Source organism: Pseudomonas sp. Irchel 3A18 (genome assembly GCF_900187465.1).
In the GTDB taxonomy this organism is placed as follows: Bacteria; Pseudomonadota; Gammaproteobacteria; order Pseudomonadales; family Pseudomonadaceae; genus Aquipseudomonas; species Aquipseudomonas cichorii.
In genome coordinates this window covers 66,298-88,473 of the sequence record NZ_FYDI01000010.1, presented here as the reverse complement: position 1 = coordinate 88,473, position 22,176 = coordinate 66,298, and the positions used below count along the sequence as shown (strand labels likewise).

Here is a 22,176-nt window from a genome sequence, read left to right as displayed (position 1 = left end):
AGTTGGCGCACGGATCGCTGTCGTTGACAGCACCTGCCCAGGTAGCCAGAACCTTTAAGGCTACGCCACACGGTGGTGGTTCTCCCAAAGTGCGATTAGCGTCCGGCGGCTCGCACGGTCACAGCGATGTGATGGATGCCTACTTTTACCAGTGTGCCCACTGCGGCAACTCTTCCCCTTTCATAGCTGCCCTGCAGCAACCTATCCACTTGGCCATTCCCGTGCGCCAACCTGCGCCCGTCTCTTTCTCCCGGAAAGAGACGGGCGCTCGTACCAATGCTGCAAGCCACGTCGTACATGGCATTGCCGCAACTCTCCTCGTGACAATCGGACTGACAAATCCGATTTGTCGCCATCCGCAAGGACACAGGCACCGGTGCCGCAGCCTATGGAAAGGCTGCACCTGACTGACAGTCAGGCATGCCCGAGGTGTCGATGTTGTTGCCTTCTCTCACCCTGGATCTCTAGCTGCCGAACTCGTCAGTCGGCACAGCCTCCACCCGCCCGCATCTTCGGATGCGTTTAAGGAGGCCAGATTCATGGGTTCATGCCCTTGCTCTCGGTCGTAATGAGCCGTTCGTTCCGCGTCAGTGAACACCTCACAGGCCGCAGGGGCCTTGATCCCTGATAACACTCAACAGCCGTGGCGGGACTACGTGAGGACAACCAGCAATGACGAGGAGAGGGCCCATGCAGCAGCTAGATCCGGAGCTTGAACTACCACAACCACCTCGACCGCTGATTGAGTCGAATCCCGTGGCCCAGCCTTATCCGGTGCAGGCACTGGGTGGGATTCTTGGGCCTGCAGTCGAACGCATGGCTGAGGTCATCGGGGTGCCCCAGGCATTGGCTGCACAATCCGTGCTGGCTGCTTCGGCGCTGGCTACTCAAGGTCATGCGGGCTTAGAGCTCGATGGGAGAAATTATCCGCTGTCGCTGTACCTGATCACCGTGGCCGCGTCCGGCGATCGCAAAACGGCGGCAGATCGATTTGCATTGCTGCCCGCACGGCAATGGGAGCGTGAGCAGTGGCAGCGCTATCGCGAACAACTCGCCCGGTACCGTGTCGCGCAGCGACAGGCGCAGCGTATCAACCCCCGCGATCCCAACTCCACAAACGGCGTACCGCTTGAAGCGGAGCCCTCTGCACCTAGGCTGATAACCACGGATCCGACTATCGAGGCCCTGATCAAGGGACTCTGCCATGACTTGCCGAGCATGGGCCTGTTCTGTGACGAGGGGGGACAATTTCTCGGTAGCAGCACCATGAGTCGGGATAACCGTTTGAAAGCGGTTACGACCTTGTCGTCACTCTGGGACGGCAGTCCGATAGATCGCGCGCGGTCCATGTTGGGTGAAAGCTTGCGAGCTTACGATCGACGCTTAAGCCTGCACCTGATGCTGCAACCGTATCTAGCCATGCAGTTACTCAGTGACCCGTTGCTGCAGGGGCAAGGCATTCTCGGTCGCTGCCTCATGACCTGGCCCACCAGCCTGGCCGGACAACGCAGTTACCAGGCTGTCGACTTGTCCAAAGACCCCGTCCTAAAGCCATATCACCACCGTCTTTCGGCCCTGTTTCATCAGCCTTGGTCGCTTTCCGCTGACGGTGCCTTGCGGCTGTCACCGCTGAGCCTCAGTCCATTGGCTCGTCGTCGCTGGATTGATCTGCATGATGCCATCGAGGCCCAGTTGGGTGAGTTTGGCGAGTTGGCAAGCGTACGGCCTAGCGGATCGAAGGCCGCCGACAACCTGCTGCGCGTCGCCGGCAATCTGGCAGTAGTGGAGGAGAGCAGCGTCGTGGAGGTCGATCATATCCAACGGGCCTCGGCCTTAGTCGGCTACTACCTCACCGAGATCCAGCGCCTGACCGAACAGGAACCGGTGTGCCGGGTAAAAGAGGAGGCAGACCGGCTGCTGCGTTGGCTGCAGGTCAAAGATTGGAAGCGCTTTAGTATTCGAGACCTGAACCGCAACGGCCCCCGCTTTGCCCGTAAAAGCAGTCGCCATGCCACCAAACTGTTAGTCGAGTTGCTTGATCATCAGTGGCTGATCACTGACGGCCACACCTTCGAGGTGCGCCATGTTTAATCTTGATGAAGCACTGCGCAACCACTTAGCCAAACGTCACAGTGAGCCGAAAGTGCGGTTTGTCGCCGCGAGTGTCGCCACTTTGTCGCCACGCTCAAAACCAGGTAGGACAAGGGTTGTCGACGCTGTCGCCGCTGTCGCCACCGATCGTAGAACTATCACCTCGACGACAGCCATTATCCAGTGGTTAGAAAAGGAGGGGGCGCATCTCTACGTCGTCGACAACACGCTGTGTTTTCGCCCGACTGATTGGTCCCAGTTCGCTATCGTGAGTGCGAACTGGCGAGCCCTTTTGCATGATCTCGCTGCAGTCGATCAGGAACAGAAAAATGGCTCGGGTCGGTAAGCGAGCTGGGCGTAATTTTGGCTTCGGTCGCCAGCTCAGCTATGCCGGACCGCAAGCCTTGAAAGATCTGTTTGGCGACGGCCATTTTGCTACCGTCAAAGCCCATAGCGATCGCTGGCAGGCCTTCGTGCAATGGGGTCGATCCAATGAAGGACCGGGACTCAATGACGCGCGACAGATCGACCGCGAGATCCTCATGCGGTACGCCGCCTATATGCGGGAGCAAGTTGCCCAGGGCAACGTTGGCATCGCCACCGCGCAGAACCGACTGTCCAGCGTGAACCGAACGATGGCTGCGCTGCGCGGTGATCAGTACGTCAAAATCCCCAGTCCGAGCAAGGCGCTGGGTCTGCAGCGCTCAAACGTGCGTGGGGAGGCCCCGCAAGGCCAAGATCGTGCTCAGATTGAATTGATCGAACGCGCACTCTCAGAGCGAGGTCAGCAACGAGTGGCCGCAATTGTGCATCTGGCCCGGGAGACTGGTATGCGTCTGCGTGAAGCGATCTTGGCCGACCTGCCACGCCTGCAACGAGAGGCTCAGCGACTGGGAAAGATCAATATCCAGGACGGCACCAAAGGTGGTCGATCAGGGGCATCGGCGCCGCGCTGGATTACGGTCACGGATCAAGTCCGAGAGGCCCTGGATAGAGCCAGCGATGCGTCGCCCAGTGGCAGTCGGAATTTGTTGGCGCCCGACGAAAGCTACAAAGACTTCGTACAGACAGTCGTGCGGCCGGCACGGGATATCCTGCATGAGCATGGGTTGAAAGGTTTTCATGAGCTGCGGGCGGCTTACGCCTGTGAGCGCTATGAGCAACTGACCGGTTTCCCTGCACCCGTCAATGGCGGTCGTGGTCATCGGGAGGATCAAGAGCTTGATCAGCGTGCACGAGAGCAAATCAGCCACGAGCTGGGACATAACCGCGTCGATGTGGTCAGTGCCTACATCGGAGGTCGGCGATGACATCCGAGTTTGACATGGCCTTATTTCTGAACCCGATGCTCAAAGGTGCATATGCCACGCGGCAGCGTCACATCAGGCAGGCAGAAAGGATGCACGAGGTGATTCGTGAGCGCTGGGGATGCACGACTCCCTGGTCCTGGAGAGAAAAGCACGTGAGATGGTTCCTGGAACACTACCTGCGATGCTCAGCACCAGCGACCGTCTACTACTACGAATTAACAGCTGGACTGATCCGCCGCAGAAAGGCGCAAGTCGTAATTGTTTGATAGGCGCTTTAAGCGTGAGCCCCTGAGTATGGGAATGCGGAGCCTTCCCATACTCAGGGGCTTGGCTGAAGAAGCACAGCCAAGCGCGAGATTTATCGACAGTCATCATTTCTGTCACATGCTCCACAACGCCGATGACATGGATTGTCGCCGGTGATGTTCAGCGTATCGGCACCACTTTACGGTCCCTGGTTTGATTGATGGCAGATGCCGACAGGCTGCCGGTGGCCGCCTTCTGGATATGTTCACTCCACCAGGCCATCATTGGACGCCGGCGTTCGATGTAATCCGCCCGGTTGTAGGCGCTTCGAACTTCGTCTTTATCGACATGCGCCAGCGCGACTTCGATCAGCTCCGGATCCCATCCATGCTCGTTCAGGATTGTGCTGGCCATGGAGCGCATTCCATGGCTGACCAAGCGGTCCTGAAAGCCCATTCGTTTCAACGCCATGTTGGCTGTTTGGCTATTCGCGTGGGTGCGCGGGTTTCTATCTGACGGGAACACATATTCCCTGTGGCCGCTATGGTGCTTAAGCGTCTCCAATAACGAGAGTGCATGTTCGGTCAGCGGTATTGTGTGTGGCCGACGCTTTTTCATTCGCTCCGGAGGGATGGTCCAGATGCGTTTGTCGAAGTCGATGTCTGCCCATCGAGTGGTGGCCGCCTCGGCAGGGCGTGTCATGGTATGAAGTTGCCATTCGATCAGGCAGCGGGTCGTCCGCTTGATGCTGGCGTTCGCGATTTCCATCATGAGCTCCGGAAGCTCGTCAGGTGGTAGCGCGGCCATATTCTCTTTCTTAGGTTTCTTGAACACCGCTCGAATGCCACTGAGAGGGTTGGCAAAGATCATTCCGGAGTTGACCCCGTAGGTCATGATTTCGTTAAGGCGCTGACTCACTCGCTTAACCGTCTCGAGGCTGCCCTTGGCCTCAATCGGCCGAAGGAGCTTGATGACCATGGGGGCATTCACTTCTGATAACGGCGTTGATTTCATGCTCGGAAATACATGCAGCGTGAGTGAGCGCCAGATGTCTTCGGCATACGCCGGGGTGACGGAATCCTTCTTCAATTCGAACCACGCGGTGGCTACGTTCTCGAACGTATGTTCCGTTTCCGCTCGTTTGGCTTCCTGCAGTTCATTACGCTGAGCTTTGGGGTCGATGCCCTGTGCAAGCAGCTCTCTGGCCTCAACGGTTTTCTTCCTGGCTTGCGCAAGAGAAACCTCGGGATAGGAGCCGAGAGCCATGTTGATTCGGTTCTTGGTTACTGGATGCCGGTAGTTGAAATTCCACTGCATCGAGCGATTGACCCTGACTCGCAGCTGGAGCCCGTCGCCATCGGTGAGGACGTAATCCTTGTCTTTCGGTTTGACCGCCTTGAGCTGGCGGTCGGAGAGGCGGGTGGTTTGAGCGCACATGAGAAGTACTCCATGACACCTTTTGGTATTCCCAAGATTAGCTCCGGGTAGTCGGGAATACCATTGGGAATACCAAACCGCCTGGAACTCAAAAAACCTGGAAAGTCCCCCGCAGCCCTGAAATCCCCGTATTCACTGGATTTCAGGCACAAAAAAAGACGTCCTTGGACGTCTTTAGATGTTGAAGTGGTGGAGCCGGGGGGATTTGAACCCCCGTCCGCCAGTACTCCGCTGTCGGTACTACATGCTTAGCCGTGTCTATTAAGTTAACCCTCAGCGACCCGACGGGCAGGGTGCTTTGGGCGAGCTGTGTAAGTTTTAGTCGCTTCGTCCACAACGTACTAGGCGACGATCCTGTTCTATATGACAATCATTTCGGGTTTACAGGCATCCCCTGATGATTGCTGGAGCCGAAGCTACCAGAAGAGCTAGTCGCGCCGCTTACGCAGCGAGAGCGTAGCCCTCGTAGTTTTCGTCATTGGCAACTATAGAAAGTTGCAACAGTGGATTTACGACTTCTGTTACCAAGTCGGCATGCACCTAAAGTTTCATCACCGGCGTCGAATCCTAATCGGCCCCGAGACTGCTTTCGCAGTCATTGGGCGGGAGTCTACGCCAATTGAGGCGGCGCGTCGACCCGCGTCTTGCTTTGCCGACCGACGCCAGCTCGCTGGCATCGGTGGGCGGTTCTTTCTTACTTGCTGCCGCCTTCGCTGCCCGAGCCGATGTTTTTCAGTTCGGTGATGGCCTGGGTGGTCAGTTCGACGCAAGTCTTGTTGTCGCCTTTGGCTTGGGCGGCGCGTGCGTCGGTTTCGGTTTTGGCCAGGGACTGTTTCAGGTCGGGGCTCAGGTTGGCGTTGGTGGAAACCTGGGCATCCTTGAGGGTCTGCAAGTTGCTGCCGCACAGGTCGTCGGCGGCGAACACCGGGGAAGCCAGCATGACAGAGCTGAGGAGTAGTCCAGTCAGGGCGGTACGCTTCATATGTCTCTCCTTGATTACCGGTTGCTTGGGCGGATGCCCATGAGGTGGATAAACCCGTTCGTGTAGGGGTTAAAAGGATGGACTGTGACGAAACGCAGGGGTTCTATTTATTTTCATGGCCCATTAAACGGGTTTCGCCCGGGTCACCCGGTCAACCAGATACACCAGCCCGTGGTAGTCGATGCCGCCATGCTGCGACAGGCCGATTTCACAGGTGCGGCTGGTGGAGATGCCTTCGTTGCAGTACTGCACCGCATCCTTGAGAGATCGCAAGGCGTGGGCATTCAGTTCGGGGGTGGTAAAGCCTTTGTCTCCGGCGAATCCACAACAATGTATGCCTTCCGGGATGACCACATTGACGCTGCACAAGCGAGCCAGTTCGATCAGTGCCTGGCTTTCGCCAAGGTGTTGGGTGCTGCAGGTGACGTGAACGGCAATGGGTTCCTGTTGCGGGGTGAAGGTGAGTTTGTCCAGCAGGTGCGTGCGGATGAATCGCACCGGGTCGTAGAGATCCAGGCGTGTGTCCTTGAGGTCTTGCACCAGTCGCAGGGTGCAAGGGCTGGTGTCGCAATAGATCGGGTCCAGCCCGCCACGACTGGCTTTGATCAGCGCGGCCAGCAGTTCCTGGCGTTTCTCGTCGGCTTGCTGGTTGTAGCCCTTTGAGGCGAAAGGCTGGCCGCAGCACAGGCTGTCCTGATTGTCCGGGAAGACGACCTGATAACCGGCTTTTTCCAGCAGGCCACGGGTCTTGTCCAGCAGTGAGGTTTGCTCGCGATCAGTGGCCGCTGGCCCCATCACGCGAGAGACGCAGGCTGCCAGATAAACCACTCTGGGACGTTGGTCCTCGATGGGCGGGGTGAAGCGGATGGCCTGTTCCGGCTGTGGCATGGCCGGTGTCCATTGCGGGATGCGGCCGGCTGAAAGCTTGCTCAGTTTGGCTGACAGTTTTGCCAGTCGCGGCGCACCCAGCAGCATGCGCGCGCCGTTGGCGGCATGCAGGGTAAAGCGTGCGCCTTGTACCGCTGTCTTGAAATTGTGCGCCAGCCAGTTGGCTGTCCTGGCATGGTGTGCTTCCTGATGGCGCAGCTTTTTGACCAGTTCGCCGGTGTTGATGCCAACCGGGCAGCGTTGGGCGCACAGGCCGGTGGCGGCGCAGGTGTCGATCCCTTGATAGTGGTAATCGCGCTCCAGTTTCTGGGTGTCGGTTCCGGCCCGTTTCTTCGCCTGAATGTCGCGCCAGATGACGATGCGTTGCCTCGGGCTCAAGGTCAGGCCTTTGGAAGGGCAGACCGGTTCACAGAAACCGCACTCAATGCACTTGTCGACGATTTCGTCAGCTGCTGGCAGCGGTTTCAGGTGCTTCAAATGGATCTGCGGATCGGTGCTGAGCACCACGTCCGGGTTGAGGATGCCGTTGGGGTCGAGGAGGCGTTTGAGTTGCCACATCAATTGATAGGCGTCGCTGCCCCATTCCTTTTCGACGAAGGGTGCCATGTTGCGTCCGGTCCCGTGCTCGGCCTTGAGTGAACCGCCGAACTCCACGGCCACCAGTTCTGCAACGTCTTCCATGAAGGCCTGATAACGGGCGATTTCTTCGGGATTGTTGAAGCCCTGGGTAAAGACGAAGTGCAGGTTGCCCTCCAGCGCATGGCCGAACAGGATGGCTTCGTCGTAGTGATGTTTGTCGAACAGCGCGATCAGGCGGCGAACGCCAATGGCCAGTTGTTCGACCGGGAAGGTGACGTCTTCGATGATGACAGTGGTGCCGGTCTGGCGTACGGCTCCTACGGCGGGGAAGGTGTCTTTGCGAATGGCCCAGAGGCGTGCGTTTTCCAGCGGGTCTTCGGTGAAGTCGACCTGTTTCTCGACGGGGAAGGACGCCAGCGACGCCATGATGTGTGCCAGTTGCTCATGCAGTAAAGCCTCGGACGCCGCCCGTGCTTCGATCAATAACGCGCAAGCGTTTTCCGAGAGTTCACGGACAAAGGCTGGCATGCCGGGTTTGTCCTGCACCGAGCGCATGCTGCGTCGGTCCAGCAGTTCGACGGCGGCGACCGGCTGGCTTTTTAGTACGGTGACGGCGTTGCAGCAGGTTTCCACGTCCGGGAAGACGATCAAGGCCGAGGCCTTGTGCGGATGGTCGGGCACGGTGTTGTAGGTCACGGCGCTGATGAAGCCCAGCGTGCCTTCGGAGCCGACCAGCAAATGGCTGAGGATATCCAGCGGCTCATCGAAATCCACCAGGGCGTTGAGTGACAGGCCCGTGGTGTTTTTCAGGCGGTATTTGTGGCGGATTCTGGCGGCCAGTTCGGTATTGGCGCGGGTTTTTCTGCCCAGGTGGGCGAGTTGTTCCAGTAAGACGATATGGCTGGCGCGAAAGGCCTGCACGCTGGCCGGGTCTTCGGTATCCAGGCGTGTGCCATCAGCCAGTACCAGGCGAATCCCTGCCAGCGTGTGATAGGTGTTCTGGGCTGTACCGCAGCACATGCCGCTGGCGTTGTTGGCGACGATGCCGCCGATCTTGCAGGCGTTGATCGAGGCCGGGTCCGGTCCGATCTTGCGTCCGAACGGCGCTAGCCAGGCATTGGCCTGTGCGCCGATGACGCCGGGTTGCAGACGAATCTGCGCGCCTTGTTCACGGACCTCGCGGGCGTTCCAGTTATCGCCCAGCACCAGCAATACCGAATCGCTGATGGCCTGGCCGGAAAGGCTGGTGCCTGCTGCGCGAAAGGTCACCGGGACTTTCTCGGTCTGGGCCAGCTTGAGCAGGGCCACCACTTCGTCTTCGGACTCGACTCGGATCACCAACTGGGGGATCAGTCGATAGAAGCTGGCGTCAGTACCGAAGGCCAGTGTCGAAAGCGGATCGTCGAAGCGGCGGTGTTCGGGGATCAGGCGTCGGGCTTCGCGGATGAAGTTTTCTGACAGGCTCATGCGTCTTCCACTATCAGGACCACAAGGTCTTTGGGGCCGTGGGCGCCGTAAGCCAGCACCTGTTCGATATCGGCAGTCTTGGAGGGGCCGGAAACCAGCAGGGCATTGGTCGGCATGCCGCCGGTCCAGTCCTGTTTGCGCTGCGCTTCGTAGAGGTTGTTGTAGATATCGCTGGCCTTGAGCAGGGCGAAATGCACGGGCGGTACCAGGCTCATCAAGCGCGGCTCTTCGCGGGTCGGCCAGAGGATCAGGCTGCCGGTGGCTGCGATTGCCCCGGCGGTAGCGGTGAAGCTAGCCGGTGTGTCATCGAACAGTTCTTTTTTCCATTGCTCGATGGGGCGGTCGTAGTGCTTGAGCGTTGGCAGTTCGGGGCGGGTTGCCCAGTGTTCAGTGACACGTTGGCCATGGGCGGTGCCGGGCGCGATCAGCAGGCTGGGCAGTTGGCGATCATGCACCAACTCGCCAAGCCTTCGGGGCCAGTCCGATTCCGTACACAGGTGGATTTCGGTGTGCACGGCCTCCATCAGCTTGCGTAGCTGGGCGATCCGCTCTTCAGGGGCGTAGGTCCAGGGTTCTGTCACCAGGGCTTCATTGAAGTTGTCAGCAATCGGCGTCGTTCCTGTCAGGCTCTGACGCAGTTTGGCGAGGATGTTTTGCTTGGCGCTCATCAGAGTTCTCCGGGCCGCTTTTTCAGATGCTCGCGGGCCATTTCATGCAGGGAGCGGGCTGCGGGTTTTGGGGCGCTATGGTTTTGTGTCCATGGCCCGACATCACCTGGCATCAGGCTGCGCAAGCGTGTGGCGAGGTAAGCGAATGCGCGATACAGGCCCGGCGAGGTATTGAGTTTCGACCAGGCGTTCCAGATCAGGCGTTCCTTGCGCGAGTACTTGCGACCCTGGTCGCGCATCACCCGGTCGGGCGCATCCGGTGCCTTGACGTTTTCTTCGCGCAGGCGGCGCAGCAAGGCCGGAATCGGGATCTTCACCGGGCAGACTTCGCCGCATGCACCGCAGAGTGATGAGGCGCTGGGGTGATCCGGCACTTTGCTCAGGCCCGCCATGTGTGGGGTGATGATCTTGCCGATGGGGCCGGGATACACCTCGCCGTAGGTGTGGCCGCCGACGCGGGTATAGACCGGGCAATGATTCATGCAGGCGCCGCAACGAATGCAGTTCAGGGTCTGGCGTAATTCGCTGTCGGCAAAAGCCTGGGTACGGCCGTTATCCAGCAGCACCAGATGCACTTCCTGCGGGCCATCCAGTTCGTGTGGCTTGCGCGGGCCGGAGATCATATTGACGTAGGTCGTGATCGGAATGCCCAGTGCCGAGCGGGTCAGCAGTGACAGCAAGGGGATAGTGTCGCGCAGGTTTTCGACGACTTTCTCGATGCCGGTCACGGCGATATGCACGGGTGGCACACTGGTGACCATGCGCCCGTTGCCTTCGTTTTCCACCAGCAGCAAAGTGCCGGTTTCGGCGATCGCGAAGTTGACGCCGGAGACGCCGATATCCGCCTCGAAGAATTTCTGGCGCAGCACACGGCGGCCGATCTGGATCAGTTGATCGACGTCGGTGGTGTAATCGACGCCCAGTTTTTCATGGAACAGTTTGCCCACCTGACCGGCGTTCTTGTGGATGGCCGGCATGATGATGTGCGAGGGCTTTTCGTGGTCCATCTGCACGATGTATTCGCCCATGTCTGCTTCCAGGCACTCGACACCGCGCTCGCCCAGGAAGTCGTTCATTTCCATCTCTTCACTGACCATCGACTTGCCTTTGATCACTTGCCTGGCTTCGTGGGCGTTGACGATGGAGAGCACGATGTCATTGGCCTGCTCGACGGTTTCGGCCCAATGCACCTTCACGCCGTTTCGGATCAGATTGCGTTCAAGCTGCTCCAGCAGATCCGGCAGTCTGGACAAGGCTCGTGCGCGAATCGCATTGCCCAGTTCGCGCAGGTCTTCACGTTCTTCGGGGTCGCTGAAGGCTGCCGCACGCTTGGTCATCAGCGAGTCCATGGCGCGTCGGAAGTTACCGCGCAACTGGGTGTCGCCAAGGGCCTGATGGGCGCGGGAGCGGAAGTCCGTCTCGACTTCCACGGCCGGAATCCGGGTTTGCGTGTTCATCGCTGTCCTCCGGTGCGTTGCCACAAGAAGCTGGCCAGATGCAGGCCGCGCAGGGATTCGCGTTGTTTCTCCAGTGCGCCGTTGATATTCATCAGGCAGCCGCAATCGGCGGTGAGAATCTGGTCTGCACCGGACGCCTTCAGGGCGCGTGTCTTGTCGGCCACCATCGCTCCGGAAATATCCGGCATGCGCACGCTGAATGTCCCGCCGAAGCCGCAGCATTCGCTTTCATGGTCATGTTCGACACGCTCTACATTGCCCAACTGCGACAGCAGTTCGCGAGCATGCAGATGGGTGTTCATTTCGCGGCGTGCCGAGCAGGAGGTGTGCAGGGCAATCTTGATCGGTTGGCCTTGATCGTTCAGTCGGGCCTTGCAAACGAACAGCAGGAATTCGGTCAGTTCATAGGTGCGTGCGGCCAGGGCGCGAACCTGTTCAAGGGTGTGAGGCTCGTCCTTGAACAGTTCGGGGTAGTGCTCGCGAAACATGCCGGCGCAGGAGCCGGAGGGCACGATTACCGGACAGTCCCCCGCGAACAGCGCCAGTTGGGCGCGCGCCACTTCCCGGGCCTGATCGGTGTAGCCGCTGGTGTAGGCCGGTTGTCCGCAGCAGCTTTGTTCTTGCGGGTAGTCGACCTGGATGCCTTCGCGTTCGAGCAGGTGAATGGCGTCCATCCCGGCGTCAGGGAAAAACAGGTCGACCACACAGGTGCCGAACAGGTAAACCCGCTGCGGTTTTTCAGTCGGGTATTGCCGTGGCCCATGACGCGGTGGCGCGACGCGGGTGGCGTTGGGTGATGCGTTGTAGAAAAGCTCGCTCATCAGGTGTTTCTCCGGGTGGGCCCGGTTATCCGTTCGGGGCATGAATGGCTGACGCCAGTGGTTGGGTCCGGCGTCAGGGCTTCGCGTCTTTTTTGTAATCAGTGAACGATCATGCCGGTGAACCAGTAGGCCTGGGCATAGGTGATGCAGCCCACGATGGTGGCGAAAAACAGGCTGTGTTTGAGGGTGAAGCGGAACAGGTCCGATTCCTTGCCCACCAGCCCGGTCGCAGCGCAGGCTACGGCGATGGATTGCGGCGAGATCATCTTGCCGGTCACGCCGCCGCTGGAGTTGGCGGCAACCATCAACACATCACTGACGCCGATCTGGTGTGCCGTGGTGGCTTGCAACGAACCGAACAGCGCGTTGGCCGAAGTATCGGAGCCGGTCAGGAACACGCCCAGCCAGCCAAGGAACGGCGAGAAGAACGGGAACGCTGCGCCGGTGCCGGCCAGCACCAGCGCCAGGGTCGAGGACATGCCCGAGTAGTTCATGACGAAGGCGAAGGCCAGCACCATGCCAATGGAGACAATGGCCCAGCGCAGCTCGATCAGTGTCTCCTTGAAGGTGGTCAGACCAATCTTCGGGCTGATGCGCAGCACGATCATGGCCAGAATCGCCGAGAACAGAATCGCGGTGCCCGACGCGGCGATCAGGTCGAACTTGTAGACCGCTGGCATGGCGGTGGCCTTGGCAACGATGGGCGCGCCCTTGATCACCAGTTGGTCCAGGTATGGCACTGCGATGTTAATGGTCCAGGCTTGCAGGGCACCGCCTGCGGCGAACATGGCCTTGAACGGCTTGAGGGTCCAGACCGTCACCATGGCGGTCAGAATCAGGAAGGGCGACCAGGCCTTGATGATCTGGCCCAGGCTGTAAGGCGACTTGACGGTGGTGCGTGGCTGGCCGAAGCCACCGGAGCTGCCAGCGACAGCTGCCGAGCCACCGCTGACGACGACCGCGTCCGAAGCACGTTGCGGCTGCCAGACTTTCAGGAACAGCGTCAGGGACACGATGCTGACCAGCGCCGAGGTGATGTCCGGCAGCTCGGGGCCGATGAAGTTGGAAGTGAGGTACTGGGTAATCGCAAAGCTCAGGCCGGCAATCAGCGCGGCAGGCCAGGTTTCCTTGACACCCCGTACACCGTCCATCATGAACATCAGCCAGAACGGCACGAACACTGATAGCAGCGGTAGCTGGCGGCCAGCCATGGCGCCGATCTTGAACGCATCGATCCCCGAAACCTGCCCGGCCACAATGATCGGAATACCCAGCGCGCCAAAGGCCACGGGTGCGGTGTTGGCGATCAGGCACAGGCCTGCGGCGTACAACGGATTGAGCCCCAGCCCCACCAGTAATGCCGCGGTAATCGCCACCGGCGCACCGAAACCGGCTGCGCCTTCCAGGAAGGCACCGAAGCAGAAACCAATCAGCAGCACTTGCAGGCGCTGGTCATCGGTAATGGACATGACCGAACTGCGGATGATCTCGAACTGGCCGCTTTTGACGGTCAGTTTGTAAAGGAAGACCGCCGCGACGATGATCCATGCAATGGGCCACAAGCCATAGGCGAACCCGTAAGCGGCCGCGGCCAGTGCCATGTCGGCAGGCATCTGGAACGCGAAGATCGCCACCAGCACCGACAGCGCCAGGGTGATGCTGCCCGCTATATGGCCTTTGAGCCTGAAAACGGCCAGTGCCAGAAAGAAGAAGACGATGGGGATGAGTGCAGCGGCGGCGGAAATGCCCAGGCTGCCCAGAGGTGTATAGAGTTGTTGCCAGGTCTGCATGTAGGTGGCCCCTAATTGTTTTTGGTAAGGCCCGGTGTTCTGTGTCGTGCGCATGGCCGATGTGGATCAACGAATCGCACAGTTCACCAGCTCAAGCCGTTCTGATCGAAAGGTCTTGCAGCGTGATGGAGGTCAGCCATCAGACGCCGGCATTGGAAAATTGGTAATACCAATTTATAATGTCTGATTGCTAGGTTAGAAGCCTTGCTATTGATGTGTCAATTTGTCTCGCCAGGACTTTGGTCGGGTGCGCCTGAAAATACGGTCAGCCTGCTGCATCTGGCTGATGCCTGAAGGGCTGCGATAAACCAGAATGTGCGGTCCCGCTAATAGAGTCGGGTATGAAGTGAGGGGTTATGGGTTTTGATCAGGTGCGTCAGCGCCGTTTGTCTGATGACATTGTCGAGCAACTTGAGCGAATGATTCTTGAAGGCACGCTCAAGTCAGGTGGACGCCTGCCAGCAGAGCGGGCGCTTGCCGAGCAGTTTGGTGTTTCCCGTCCTTCCCTGCGTGAGGCCATCCAGAAACTGACGGCCAAGGGGTTGCTGGTCAGCCGTCAGGGCGGTGGTAACTATGTGGTCGAAAACCTGGGGTCGACCTTCAGCGACCCGTTGCTGCATCTATTGGAAAGCAGCCCCGATGCCCAGCGCGACCTGCTGGAGTTTCGCCACACGCTGGAAGCTTCCTGCGCCTACTACGCAGCCCTGCGCGCCACCGATGTGGACCGTGAGCGCCTGCGTGAGGCTTTCGATGCCTTGCAGGCCTGCTACACCTGCACCGACGAGGTGAGTCGGGCCGAGGAGGGCGCTGCCGATGCCAGCTTCCACCTGGCGATTGCCGAGGCCAGCCATAACACCGTTTTGCTGCATACGATTCGGGGGTTATTCGACCTGCTCAAGCGCAATGTGGTGATCAATATCGGCGGCATGTACCAGCAGCGCGCTGAAACCCGCGACATGCTCATCCAGCAGCATCGTGAGTTGTATCTGGCGATTATCGAAGGGCGTGCCGAGGATGCGCGGGAGGTGTCCAGCCGCCACCTGACCTATGTGCAGGAAGTGTTGGAAGAAGTACGGCAACAGGTTCAACGCACAGCGCGTGCGGAGCGCCGAAACAAGATGTGATGCAGCAGAGGCTCCGCCGTGTCCCTGGCACTGCGCTGTCTCGCAGCAAACAGAGGGCGGTGTAGGGGCGAATTCATTCGCGAAAACAGTTATTCGCGAATGAATTCGTTCCCACGGGTTGGGCTTGGGTCAGTCGTCTTTGCCCTTGCTGCGCACGGCCCGTTGCAGCTCGCGGTCCGAATCGCGCTCTCGCTCGGTATGGCGCTTGTCGTATTCCTTCTTGCCTTTGCCCAGAGCAATTTCGCACTTGATCAAGTGCTGCTTCCAGTAAAGGGAAAGGGCTACGCAGGCATAACCTTTCTGCTGCACCGAGCTTGTGAGCTTTTCAAGCTCGCGCTGGTTCAGCAACAGTTTACGGGTGCGTGTCGGGTCAGCGATGACGTGTGTGCTGGCGGTCTTGAGCGGCGTGATATGGCTGCCCATCAGCCAGGCCTCGCCATCCTTGAGCAGCACATAACTGTCAACCAGCTGCACCTTGTTGGCACGCAGGCTTTTTACTTCCCAGCCAGCCAGGACCAGACCGGCCTCGAACTTGTGTTCGATGAAGTAATCGTGACGCGCTTTTTTATTTTGCGCGATGGTCCCTGTGGGATGTTTCTTGAGCTTAGCCATAGGGGCCGCATTATAGGGAGTTGCTTCAATGTCGGCTACGGGAAAGCGTGCGCTTGAGCACGAAGGATGAATCCCGGACAATGCTTGTCTCTATTGTTTGCCGCTCAGCTTTGGAAATGACGCTCACATGACTACGCATATTCAGCGCTCGGCTCTTTTGCCGTATCCGGCCCGGTTTCTGTACGACCTGGTCAATGATGTGGCTCGTTATCCCGAGTTTTTGCCTTGGTGCGCTGCGGCGGTGGTGCTTGAGGAAAGCGAGACGCACATGCGTGCAAGTCTGGAGGTCGCCAAAGGTGGCCTGAGCCAGAAGTTTGTAACGCGCAATGTACTGGTGCCCGGAGAATCCATTGTGATGGATCTGGTCGAGGGGCCTTTCAGTCAATTGCATGGTGTCTGGACATTCAAGCCACTGGGTGACAAGGCCTGCAAGATCAGCCTGGACCTCACCTTTGATTATGCCGGCTCCATTGTGCGCGCCACGCTGGGGCCACTGTTCAATCAGGCGGCCAATACCCTGGTGGATGCCTTTTGTCAGCGAGCCAAAGAGCTGCATGTCTGACGAACTGATCCAGATCGAGGTGGTGCATGCTGCCGTTGATCGCCAGGTGTTGCTCAGCGTCTCGGTGCCAGCGGGCTCGTCGGTTCGTCAGGCGCTTTTTGCATCAGGCATGCAGAGCCGGTTTCCCGAGCTGGATCTGGCTGAATGCCCTGTGGGCATTTTTGGTAAGGCCGTGAAAGATCCTTCGGTTCGTTTGCTGGAGGCGGGTGATCGCATCGAGATCTATCGCCCGCTGCTGGCTGACCCCATGGAAGTGCGGCGCTTGCGTGCGGCCAAGGCGCGCTTGAACAGAGGTGCCGGGTCCTGATTTTTTAAAAGCGCCAGACAGCAAAAAGCCCGGCATGCCGGGCTTTTTTGTGGAAACTGTTTCCGATTAATGCGGAGTTGTTTCCAGGGGTTCCTGCACAGGCACTGGAACAGTTTCGACACTGTCCACGTCCTTCTGGATCTGGTCCAGTAGCGAGCCTGGCTTGGCTGGCGCTTCGGGCGCTTGCTGTGGCTGGTTTTCAGCTGGAGCTGTCTGGTTGCTGCTGTTACCGAGAATGGCTTCATCGCGGCTTACGCCAGGCATGAAGTCACCGGACAGGCTGACCAGTTGGTCGTTACCGTTGAAGATCAGGCTGACGCGTTCCTGCTGGCGTTCACCGCCACCAGGCTGCAGGCTGTACAGATAGTCCCAGCGATCAGTGTGAAATGTATCTGTCAACAGAGGGTTGCCCATGATAAACCGTACTTGTCGCCGGGTCATTCCGGGACGTAACTGGTCTATCATGTCCTGCGTGACGACATTTCCCTGTTGGATGTCGATTTTGTAAACCCCGGGGAATGAACAACCGGCGAGTGCGAGCAGTCCCACAAGGGTGAAACTGGTTAGCAAGAGCTTGGTGTTTTGCATCGGTGGGCGACTTCCACTATCTTGGCTGGGACAACGTAAACCCGGATCATACCTGCATTAAGAGAAGCTGCGAAGCAGCGTCTGCGAGAAAGCTGACCATGGTTGAAAATAGCGAACTACGTAAAGCAGGACTTAAGGTGACCTTACCACGGGTCAAAATCCTTCAAATGCTCGATTCTGCCGAGCAGCGCCACATGAGTGCCGAAGATGTCTACAAGGCGCTGATGGAGGCTAGCGAGGATGTCGGTCTGGCCACGGTCTACCGTGTTCTGACTCAGTTTGAAGCTGCTGGATTGGTGGTTCGCCACAATTTCGACGGCGGTCATGCTGTGTTCGAGCTGGCTGATGGCGGCCACCACGACCATATGGTCAATGTGGAGTCCGGCGAGGTGATCGAGTTCTTCGACGAAGAAATCGAAAAGCTGCAAAAGGCTATCGTCGAGAGACACGGTTACGATCTGGTAGATCACAATCTTGTGCTCTACGTTCGTAACAAAAAGGCGTAAGCCTGCGACGACAAAGGCGACCTCAGGGTCGCCTTTGTGCTTTATGGATCATCAGTTTTTGGCGGTGATGACCATTTTCTTCGCGTGCGCCAGGGATTCCTTGGTCAGGTCGATGCCGCCGAGCATGCGCGCCACTTCTTCTATGCGTTCGTTCTTGTTGAGCTTCGAGACGGCGGTGCGGGTCGCGTCGCTGCCTCTGACCTTGTGTACGAACAAATGCTGATGGCCCTGCGCTGCCACCTGCGGCAGATGGGTCACGGTCATCACTTGCCCGCGCTCGCCCAGGCGGCGCAGTAGCTGGCCGACAATTTCGGCTGTCGGGCCGCCGATGCCTACATCGACCTCGTCGAATACCAGCGTTGGTACGCGGGAGGTCTGTGCGGTAATCACCTGAATGGCGAGGCTGATACGTGACAGCTCGCCACCCGAGGCTACCTTGGCCAGTGCTTTCAGTGGCTGCCCAGGGTTGGCGCTGACCAGTAATTCGACTTGTTCCAGCCCATGGGGAAGCAGGTCGTTGCCAGTATTGGGTTTCAACTCGATGGTGAATCGACCGCCGGGCATGCCCAGACGCTGGATTTCTTCCTCGACTGCGCTGGCCAGTTCGGTAGATGCGCGTTGGCGCGAATCGCTCAGCTCCCTGGCTTTTTCCTGATAGTGGCGGGCAAATGAAGCCAGTTCGTGCTCGAGTCGCTCGATGGATTCGTCGTTGGCATTCAGGGTTTCAATTTCATCCAGCAGCTTCTGTTGCAGTTCGCTCAGCTCGGTTGGCTGGATGCGGTGCTTGCGAGCCAGTGTGTAGATGCTGTCCAGACGCTCTTCGAGCTGTTGCAGGCGGGCCGGGTCGGCATCGAAGTGATCCAGGAAACGATTCAGTTCGCCGACGGCTTCTTCTATCTGTATCTGTGCGCTGGACAGCAGGCCGGTGGCTTCACTCAGGGCTGTGGGTGAATTGTTGATGCTGCCCAGGCGGTTCAGGCTGGCGGTCAATGCATTCAGCACATTGCCCGAATCGCTCTCGCTGCATTGCTCGACGACCTGGCGGCAGATGCTCAGCAGGCTTTCGGCGTTGGTCAGGTTCTTGTGTTCCTGCTCGAGCTGCTCCAGTTCGTTCTCGCCCAGGCTCAGGCTTTCCAGCTCTTCCAGTTGATAGCTGAGCAACTGGTGCCGTGCGCGCTGTTCGTCGCCAGAGTTGGAAAGCCGTTCCAGCTCCTGACGGGTCTGGCGCCAGCGTTGGGCGGCCAGTTGAACCTGGCGCGCCAGTTCGGTCGCGCCGGCGTACTCATCCAGCAAGCGTCTGTGGGTATCGGTTTTCAACAGCGACTGGTGTTCATGCTGGCTATGAATATCGATCAGCAGTTCGCCCAGGGCCTTGAGGTCGCCTTGGGGGCATGGCGTGCCGTTGATGTAGGAGCGTGAGCGCCCTTCAGCGGTAATGACTCGCCGCAGAATGCACGGGCCGTCGTTGTCCAGGTCGCGCTCTTTCAGCCAGGTTTGCGCTTCGGGAATATCGGACAGATCGAAGGTGGCCAGGATATCGGCCTTGTCGGCTCCGGGGCGAACGACGCCGCTGTCGGCGCGATCGCCGAGCGTCAGGCCCAGAGCGTCGAGCATGATCGACTTGCCGGCACCGGTTTCGCCAGTGATTACGCTCATGCCTCGATCCAGTTCCAGATCAAGGTGTTCGACGATGGCGTAGTTATGTACGGAAAGGTGCACCAGCATGGAGTGGCTCCCAAGCGATTTGTCTGGTTATTTATACAGTGTTTTATTTGGTTCTGACAATGCTTGAACTTAGCTCGATTTGATCGGTTATCGAGCTTTTTTAGTCCGGACCGTGATGAAAACGGCTCCGCTCAGCGTATGCATCGCTCAAGAAAATTTTCAGGCAATGCGCATATCCGTCGTGTCGAGCCCTTGAAGCCTGAAAATCCGTTCCCATATAGGGGGCAGAAGCGCGAGATGGGTTCGCGGACGTTTTTGAGAGGAGAACACTATGGCTGACGAACAGAATCTGGATGCGCAAACCCAGGACCAGGCTGGCGAGACAGCTTCGGGTGATGATCTGGCAACTCGTGTGCAGGTGCTCGAAGAGCAATTGACTGCGGCACAGGACCAGTCCCTGCGTGTTGCTGCGGATCTGCAGAACGTACGTCGTCGTGCAGAACAGGATGTGGAAAAGGCTCACAAATTCGCTCTTGAGAAGTTCGCTGGCGATCTGCTGCCTATCGTGGACAGCCTGGAGCGTGGTCTGGACCTGTCCAATCCGGACGACGAAAGCATTCGTCCGATGCGTGAAGGTATCGAGCTGACGCTCAAGATGTTCAACGACACCCTCAAGCGTTATCAGTTGGAGGCCATCGACCCGCACGGTCAGCCATTCAATGCCGAACATCATCAGGCAATGGCGATGCAGGAAAGCGCGGATGTCGAACCAAACAGCGTTCTGAAAGTGTTCCAGAAGGGTTATCAGCTCAACGGTCGTCTGCTGCGTCCGGCCATGGTCGTGGTCAGCAAGGCACCGTCGCCTGTTTCGCCATCAATTGATGAGCAGGCTTGAAATCAGCTGTCTGGCCCCCATTTATAGGCCAAGCGTTTAAGAGCTACCGCAATTTGTAAACGCAGTTGCGGCAACCCAATCAAAAGTTTCGGGAGAGTCAAAGATGGGCAAGATTATCGGTATTGACCTGGGGACCACCAACTCCTGCGTCTCTATTCTGGAAAACGGCAACGTCAAGGTTATCGAGAACGCCGAAGGCGCTCGTACTACTCCTTCGATCATTGCCTATGCCAACGATGGCGAAATCCTGGTCGGCCAGTCCGCCAAGCGTCAGGCGGTAACCAACCCGCATAACACTCTGTACGCAGTAAAGCGTCTGATCGGTCGTCGTTTTGAAGAAGACGTCGTACAGAAAGACATCCAGATGGTTCCGTACAAAATCGCCAAGGCTGACAACGGCGACGCCTGGGTTGAAGTAAATGGCCAGAAAATGGCTCCTCCTCAGATTTCTGCCGAAATCCTGAAGAAAATGAAGAAGACCGCCGAAGACTACCTCGGCGAGACGGTCACCGAAGCGGTCATCACCGTTCCGGCTTACTTCAACGACAGCCAGCGTCAGGCTACCAAGGATGCCGGTCGCATCGCGGGTCTGGACGTCAAACGTATCATCAACGAACCAACCGCAGCCGCTCTGGCTTACGGTATGGACAAGGCGAAGGGCGACCACACTGTCATCGTTTATGACCTGGGTGGCGGTACTTTCGACGTTTCGGTCATCGAAATTGCTGAAGTTGACGGCGAGCATCAGTTTGAAGTGCTGGCAACCAACGGCGACACCTTCCTGGGTGGTGAGGACTTCGACATTCGTCTGATCGACTACCTCGTCGACGAATTCAAGAAAGAAAGCGGCATGAACCTCAAAGGTGACCCGCTGGCGATGCAGCGTCTGAAAGAAGCTGCTGAAAAAGCCAAGATCGAGCTGTCTTCCAGCATGCAGACCGACGTCAACCTGCCGTACATCACTGCAGACGCTACCGGTCCAAAGCACTTGAACGTGAAAATCTCGCGCTCCAAGCTGGAATCGCTGGTTGAAGACCTGGTTCAGCGCACTATCGAGCCATGCCGTATCGCTCTGAAAGATGCCGGTATCGACATCGGTTCGATCAATGACGTGATCCTGGTCGGTGGCCAGACTCGTATGCCGCTGGTTCAGAAACTGGTAACCGAGTTCTTCGGTAAAGAAGCTCGTAAGGACGTCAACCCTGACGAAGCGGTTGCCATGGGTGCTGCTATCCAGGGCGCGGTACTGGCCGGTGACGTCAAGGACGTTCTGCTGCTGGACGTCAGCCCGCTGACTCTGGGTATCGAAACCATGGGCGGCGTGATGACTGCGCTGATCGAGAAAAACACCACGATTCCTACCAAGAAATCGCAAGTGTTCTCGACTGCCGATGACAACCAGAACGCTGTAACCATTCACGTACTGCAAGGTGAGCGTAAGCAAGCCGGTCAGAACAAGTCCCTGGGCAAGTTCGACCTGGCCGAGATTCCACCAGCTCCACGTGGCGTTCCGCAGATCGAGGTCACCTTCGACATCGACGCCAACGGCATCCTGCACGTAGGCGCGAAAGACAAGGCGACTGGCAAGCAGCAGTCCATCGTGATCAAGGCTAACTCGGGTCTGTCGGATGAAGAAATCCAGCAGATGATCCGCGACGCTGAAGCTAACAGCGAAGAAGACCGTAAGTTTGAAGAGCTGGCATCTGCCCGTAACCAGGGTGATGCGCTGGTTCACTCGACTCGCAAGATGATCAGCGATGCTGGCGACAAAGTGACCGCAGAAGAGAAGACCGCTGTCGAGGCTGCTCTGGTTGCTCTGGAAGCTGCCGTGAAAGGCGACGACAAGGCTGCTATCGAAGCCAAGATCGAAGAGCTGTCCAAGGTTTCCGCGCCAATCGCTCAGAAAATGTACGCTGAGCAGGCTGAAAACCCTGAAGCGGCTGCCAAGCCTGCTGAAGAGAAAGCCAAGGCTGACGACGTGGTCGACGCCGAGTTTGAAGAAGTGAAAGACAACAAGTAAGCGCAGGCTTGCTTGAAAGCCAGTTGACCCGTTCCGAGCGGTGGCTGGTAGGATGTCGCCGCGCGGGAGCTTGCTCCCGCGTTGGCGTGTCTGGAGCAGGCAAAATTCCGGCGTTCGGGTCAAGGTCCGTACGCCCTGTGGCAAGGTCGTCATGCTCCTGC

20 protein-coding genes and 1 other RNA gene are annotated in these 22,176 nt (G+C 58.3%); 10 read left to right on the top strand and 11 right to left on the bottom strand.

Going from position 1 to position 22,176, the window contains the following annotated elements:
• The first annotated feature begins 690 nt into the window (after window positions 1-690).
• Genes CKW23_RS18995 through CKW23_RS27015 form a run of 4 tightly spaced genes read left to right on the top strand, consistent with a single transcriptional unit; the run spans window position 691 to window position 3,667 of the window.
• On the top strand, window positions 691-2,091 hold the full coding sequence (locus CKW23_RS18995; protein ID WP_095068124.1) for a YfjI family protein: 1,401 nt from the start codon (window positions 691-693) through the stop codon (window positions 2,089-2,091).
• Complete coding sequence (locus CKW23_RS18990; protein WP_095068123.1) at window positions 2,084-2,437, top strand: hypothetical protein; 354 nt, start codon at window positions 2,084-2,086, stop codon at window positions 2,435-2,437. The genes CKW23_RS18995 and CKW23_RS18990 overlap by 8 nt, the downstream gene beginning before the upstream one ends.
• Window positions 2,421-3,401: an integrase domain-containing protein gene (locus CKW23_RS18985; protein ID WP_095068122.1), complete on the top strand. Its 981-nt coding sequence runs from the start codon at window positions 2,421-2,423 to the stop codon at window positions 3,399-3,401. The genes CKW23_RS18990 and CKW23_RS18985 overlap by 17 nt, the downstream gene beginning before the upstream one ends.
• Complete coding sequence (locus CKW23_RS27015) at window positions 3,398-3,667, top strand: hypothetical protein (protein ID WP_095068121.1); 270 nt, start codon at window positions 3,398-3,400, stop codon at window positions 3,665-3,667. Before CKW23_RS18985 ends, CKW23_RS27015 begins: the two co-directional genes overlap by 4 nt.
• Window positions 3,668-3,827: 160 nt before the next feature.
• Here CKW23_RS27015 and CKW23_RS18975 read toward each other — a convergent pair whose 3' ends face one another.
• From CKW23_RS18975 to CKW23_RS18940, 8 genes are all read right to left on the bottom strand, one after another.
• The gene (locus CKW23_RS18975; protein ID WP_081352616.1) at window positions 3,828-5,084 is read right to left on the bottom strand and encodes an integrase domain-containing protein; all 1,257 of its coding nucleotides are present in this window, start codon (window positions 5,082-5,084) and stop codon (window positions 3,828-3,830) included.
• A gap of 187 nt (window positions 5,085-5,271) precedes the next feature.
• Window positions 5,272-5,663, bottom strand: a transfer-messenger RNA (tmRNA) gene (ssrA, locus tag CKW23_RS18970).
• A gap of 115 nt (window positions 5,664-5,778) precedes the next feature.
• Window positions 5,779-6,066, bottom strand: coding sequence for a hypothetical protein (locus tag CKW23_RS18965; protein WP_095068120.1), 288 nt, complete (start codon window positions 6,064-6,066; stop codon window positions 5,779-5,781).
• Between the two features lie 123 nt (window positions 6,067-6,189).
• The gene (locus CKW23_RS18960) at window positions 6,190-9,000 is read right to left on the bottom strand and encodes an FAD-binding and (Fe-S)-binding domain-containing protein (protein ID WP_095068119.1); all 2,811 of its coding nucleotides are present in this window, start codon (window positions 8,998-9,000) and stop codon (window positions 6,190-6,192) included.
• Window positions 8,997-9,668, bottom strand: a complete 672-nt coding sequence (locus tag CKW23_RS18955) for an LUD domain-containing protein (RefSeq protein WP_095068118.1) — start codon at window positions 9,666-9,668, stop codon at window positions 8,997-8,999. The genes CKW23_RS18960 and CKW23_RS18955 overlap by 4 nt, the downstream gene beginning before the upstream one ends.
• Window positions 9,668-11,125 (bottom strand): LutB/LldF family L-lactate oxidation iron-sulfur protein, encoded by a 1,458-nt coding sequence (locus CKW23_RS18950; protein ID WP_095068117.1) that lies wholly within the window; start codon window positions 11,123-11,125, stop codon window positions 9,668-9,670. Before CKW23_RS18950 ends, CKW23_RS18955 begins: the two co-directional genes overlap by 1 nt.
• Window positions 11,122-11,946 (bottom strand): (Fe-S)-binding protein, encoded by an 825-nt coding sequence (locus CKW23_RS18945; protein ID WP_095068116.1) that lies wholly within the window; start codon window positions 11,944-11,946, stop codon window positions 11,122-11,124. Before CKW23_RS18945 ends, CKW23_RS18950 begins: the two co-directional genes overlap by 4 nt.
• 98 nt (window positions 11,947-12,044) lie before the next feature.
• Complete coding sequence (locus CKW23_RS18940; protein ID WP_095068115.1) at window positions 12,045-13,736, bottom strand: lactate permease LctP family transporter; 1,692 nt, start codon at window positions 13,734-13,736, stop codon at window positions 12,045-12,047.
• Between the two features lie 356 nt (window positions 13,737-14,092).
• Here CKW23_RS18940 and CKW23_RS18935 point away from each other — a divergent pair, with 356 nt between their 5' ends.
• Window positions 14,093-14,860 (top strand): GntR family transcriptional regulator, encoded by a 768-nt coding sequence (locus tag CKW23_RS18935; protein WP_025258479.1) that lies wholly within the window; start codon window positions 14,093-14,095, stop codon window positions 14,858-14,860.
• Window positions 14,861-14,989: 129 nt separating this feature from the next.
• Here CKW23_RS18935 and smpB read toward each other — a convergent pair whose 3' ends face one another.
• Complete coding sequence (gene smpB / locus CKW23_RS18930) at window positions 14,990-15,472, bottom strand: SsrA-binding protein SmpB (RefSeq protein WP_025258480.1); 483 nt, start codon at window positions 15,470-15,472, stop codon at window positions 14,990-14,992.
• Between the two features lie 127 nt (window positions 15,473-15,599).
• Here smpB and CKW23_RS18925 point away from each other — a divergent pair, with 127 nt between their 5' ends.
• Window positions 15,600-16,034 (top strand): type II toxin-antitoxin system RatA family toxin, encoded by a 435-nt coding sequence (locus CKW23_RS18925; protein WP_025258481.1) that lies wholly within the window; start codon window positions 15,600-15,602, stop codon window positions 16,032-16,034.
• Window positions 16,027-16,341 (top strand): RnfH family protein, encoded by a 315-nt coding sequence (locus CKW23_RS18920; protein ID WP_025258482.1) that lies wholly within the window; start codon window positions 16,027-16,029, stop codon window positions 16,339-16,341. The genes CKW23_RS18925 and CKW23_RS18920 overlap by 8 nt, the downstream gene beginning before the upstream one ends.
• Window positions 16,342-16,407: 66 nt before the next feature.
• On the opposite strand, the gene CKW23_RS18915 is transcribed toward CKW23_RS18920, so the two are convergent.
• Window positions 16,408-16,929, bottom strand: a complete 522-nt coding sequence (locus tag CKW23_RS18915) for an outer membrane protein assembly factor BamE (RefSeq protein WP_095068114.1) — start codon at window positions 16,927-16,929, stop codon at window positions 16,408-16,410.
• A gap of 98 nt (window positions 16,930-17,027) precedes the next feature.
• On the opposite strand from CKW23_RS18915, the gene fur reads away from it, so the two are divergent.
• Window positions 17,028-17,435 (top strand): ferric iron uptake transcriptional regulator, encoded by a 408-nt coding sequence (fur, locus tag CKW23_RS18910; protein ID WP_025258484.1) that lies wholly within the window; start codon window positions 17,028-17,030, stop codon window positions 17,433-17,435.
• 51 nt (window positions 17,436-17,486) lie between these two features.
• On the opposite strand, the gene recN is transcribed toward fur, so the two are convergent.
• On the bottom strand, window positions 17,487-19,160 hold the full coding sequence (gene recN, locus CKW23_RS18905) for a DNA repair protein RecN (RefSeq protein WP_025258485.1): 1,674 nt from the start codon (window positions 19,158-19,160) through the stop codon (window positions 17,487-17,489).
• A 271-nt stretch (window positions 19,161-19,431) separates the two neighbouring features.
• Here recN and grpE point away from each other — a divergent pair, with 271 nt between their 5' ends.
• Both grpE and dnaK read left to right on the top strand, forming a co-directional pair.
• Window positions 19,432-19,995, top strand: a complete 564-nt coding sequence (gene grpE / locus CKW23_RS18900; RefSeq protein WP_025258486.1) for a nucleotide exchange factor GrpE — start codon at window positions 19,432-19,434, stop codon at window positions 19,993-19,995.
• A gap of 103 nt (window positions 19,996-20,098) precedes the next feature.
• Entirely contained in the window at window positions 20,099-22,015 is a 1,917-nt protein-coding gene (gene dnaK, locus CKW23_RS18895) for a molecular chaperone DnaK (protein ID WP_025258487.1), read from the top strand.
• Window positions 22,016-22,176: the final 161 nt, after the last annotated feature.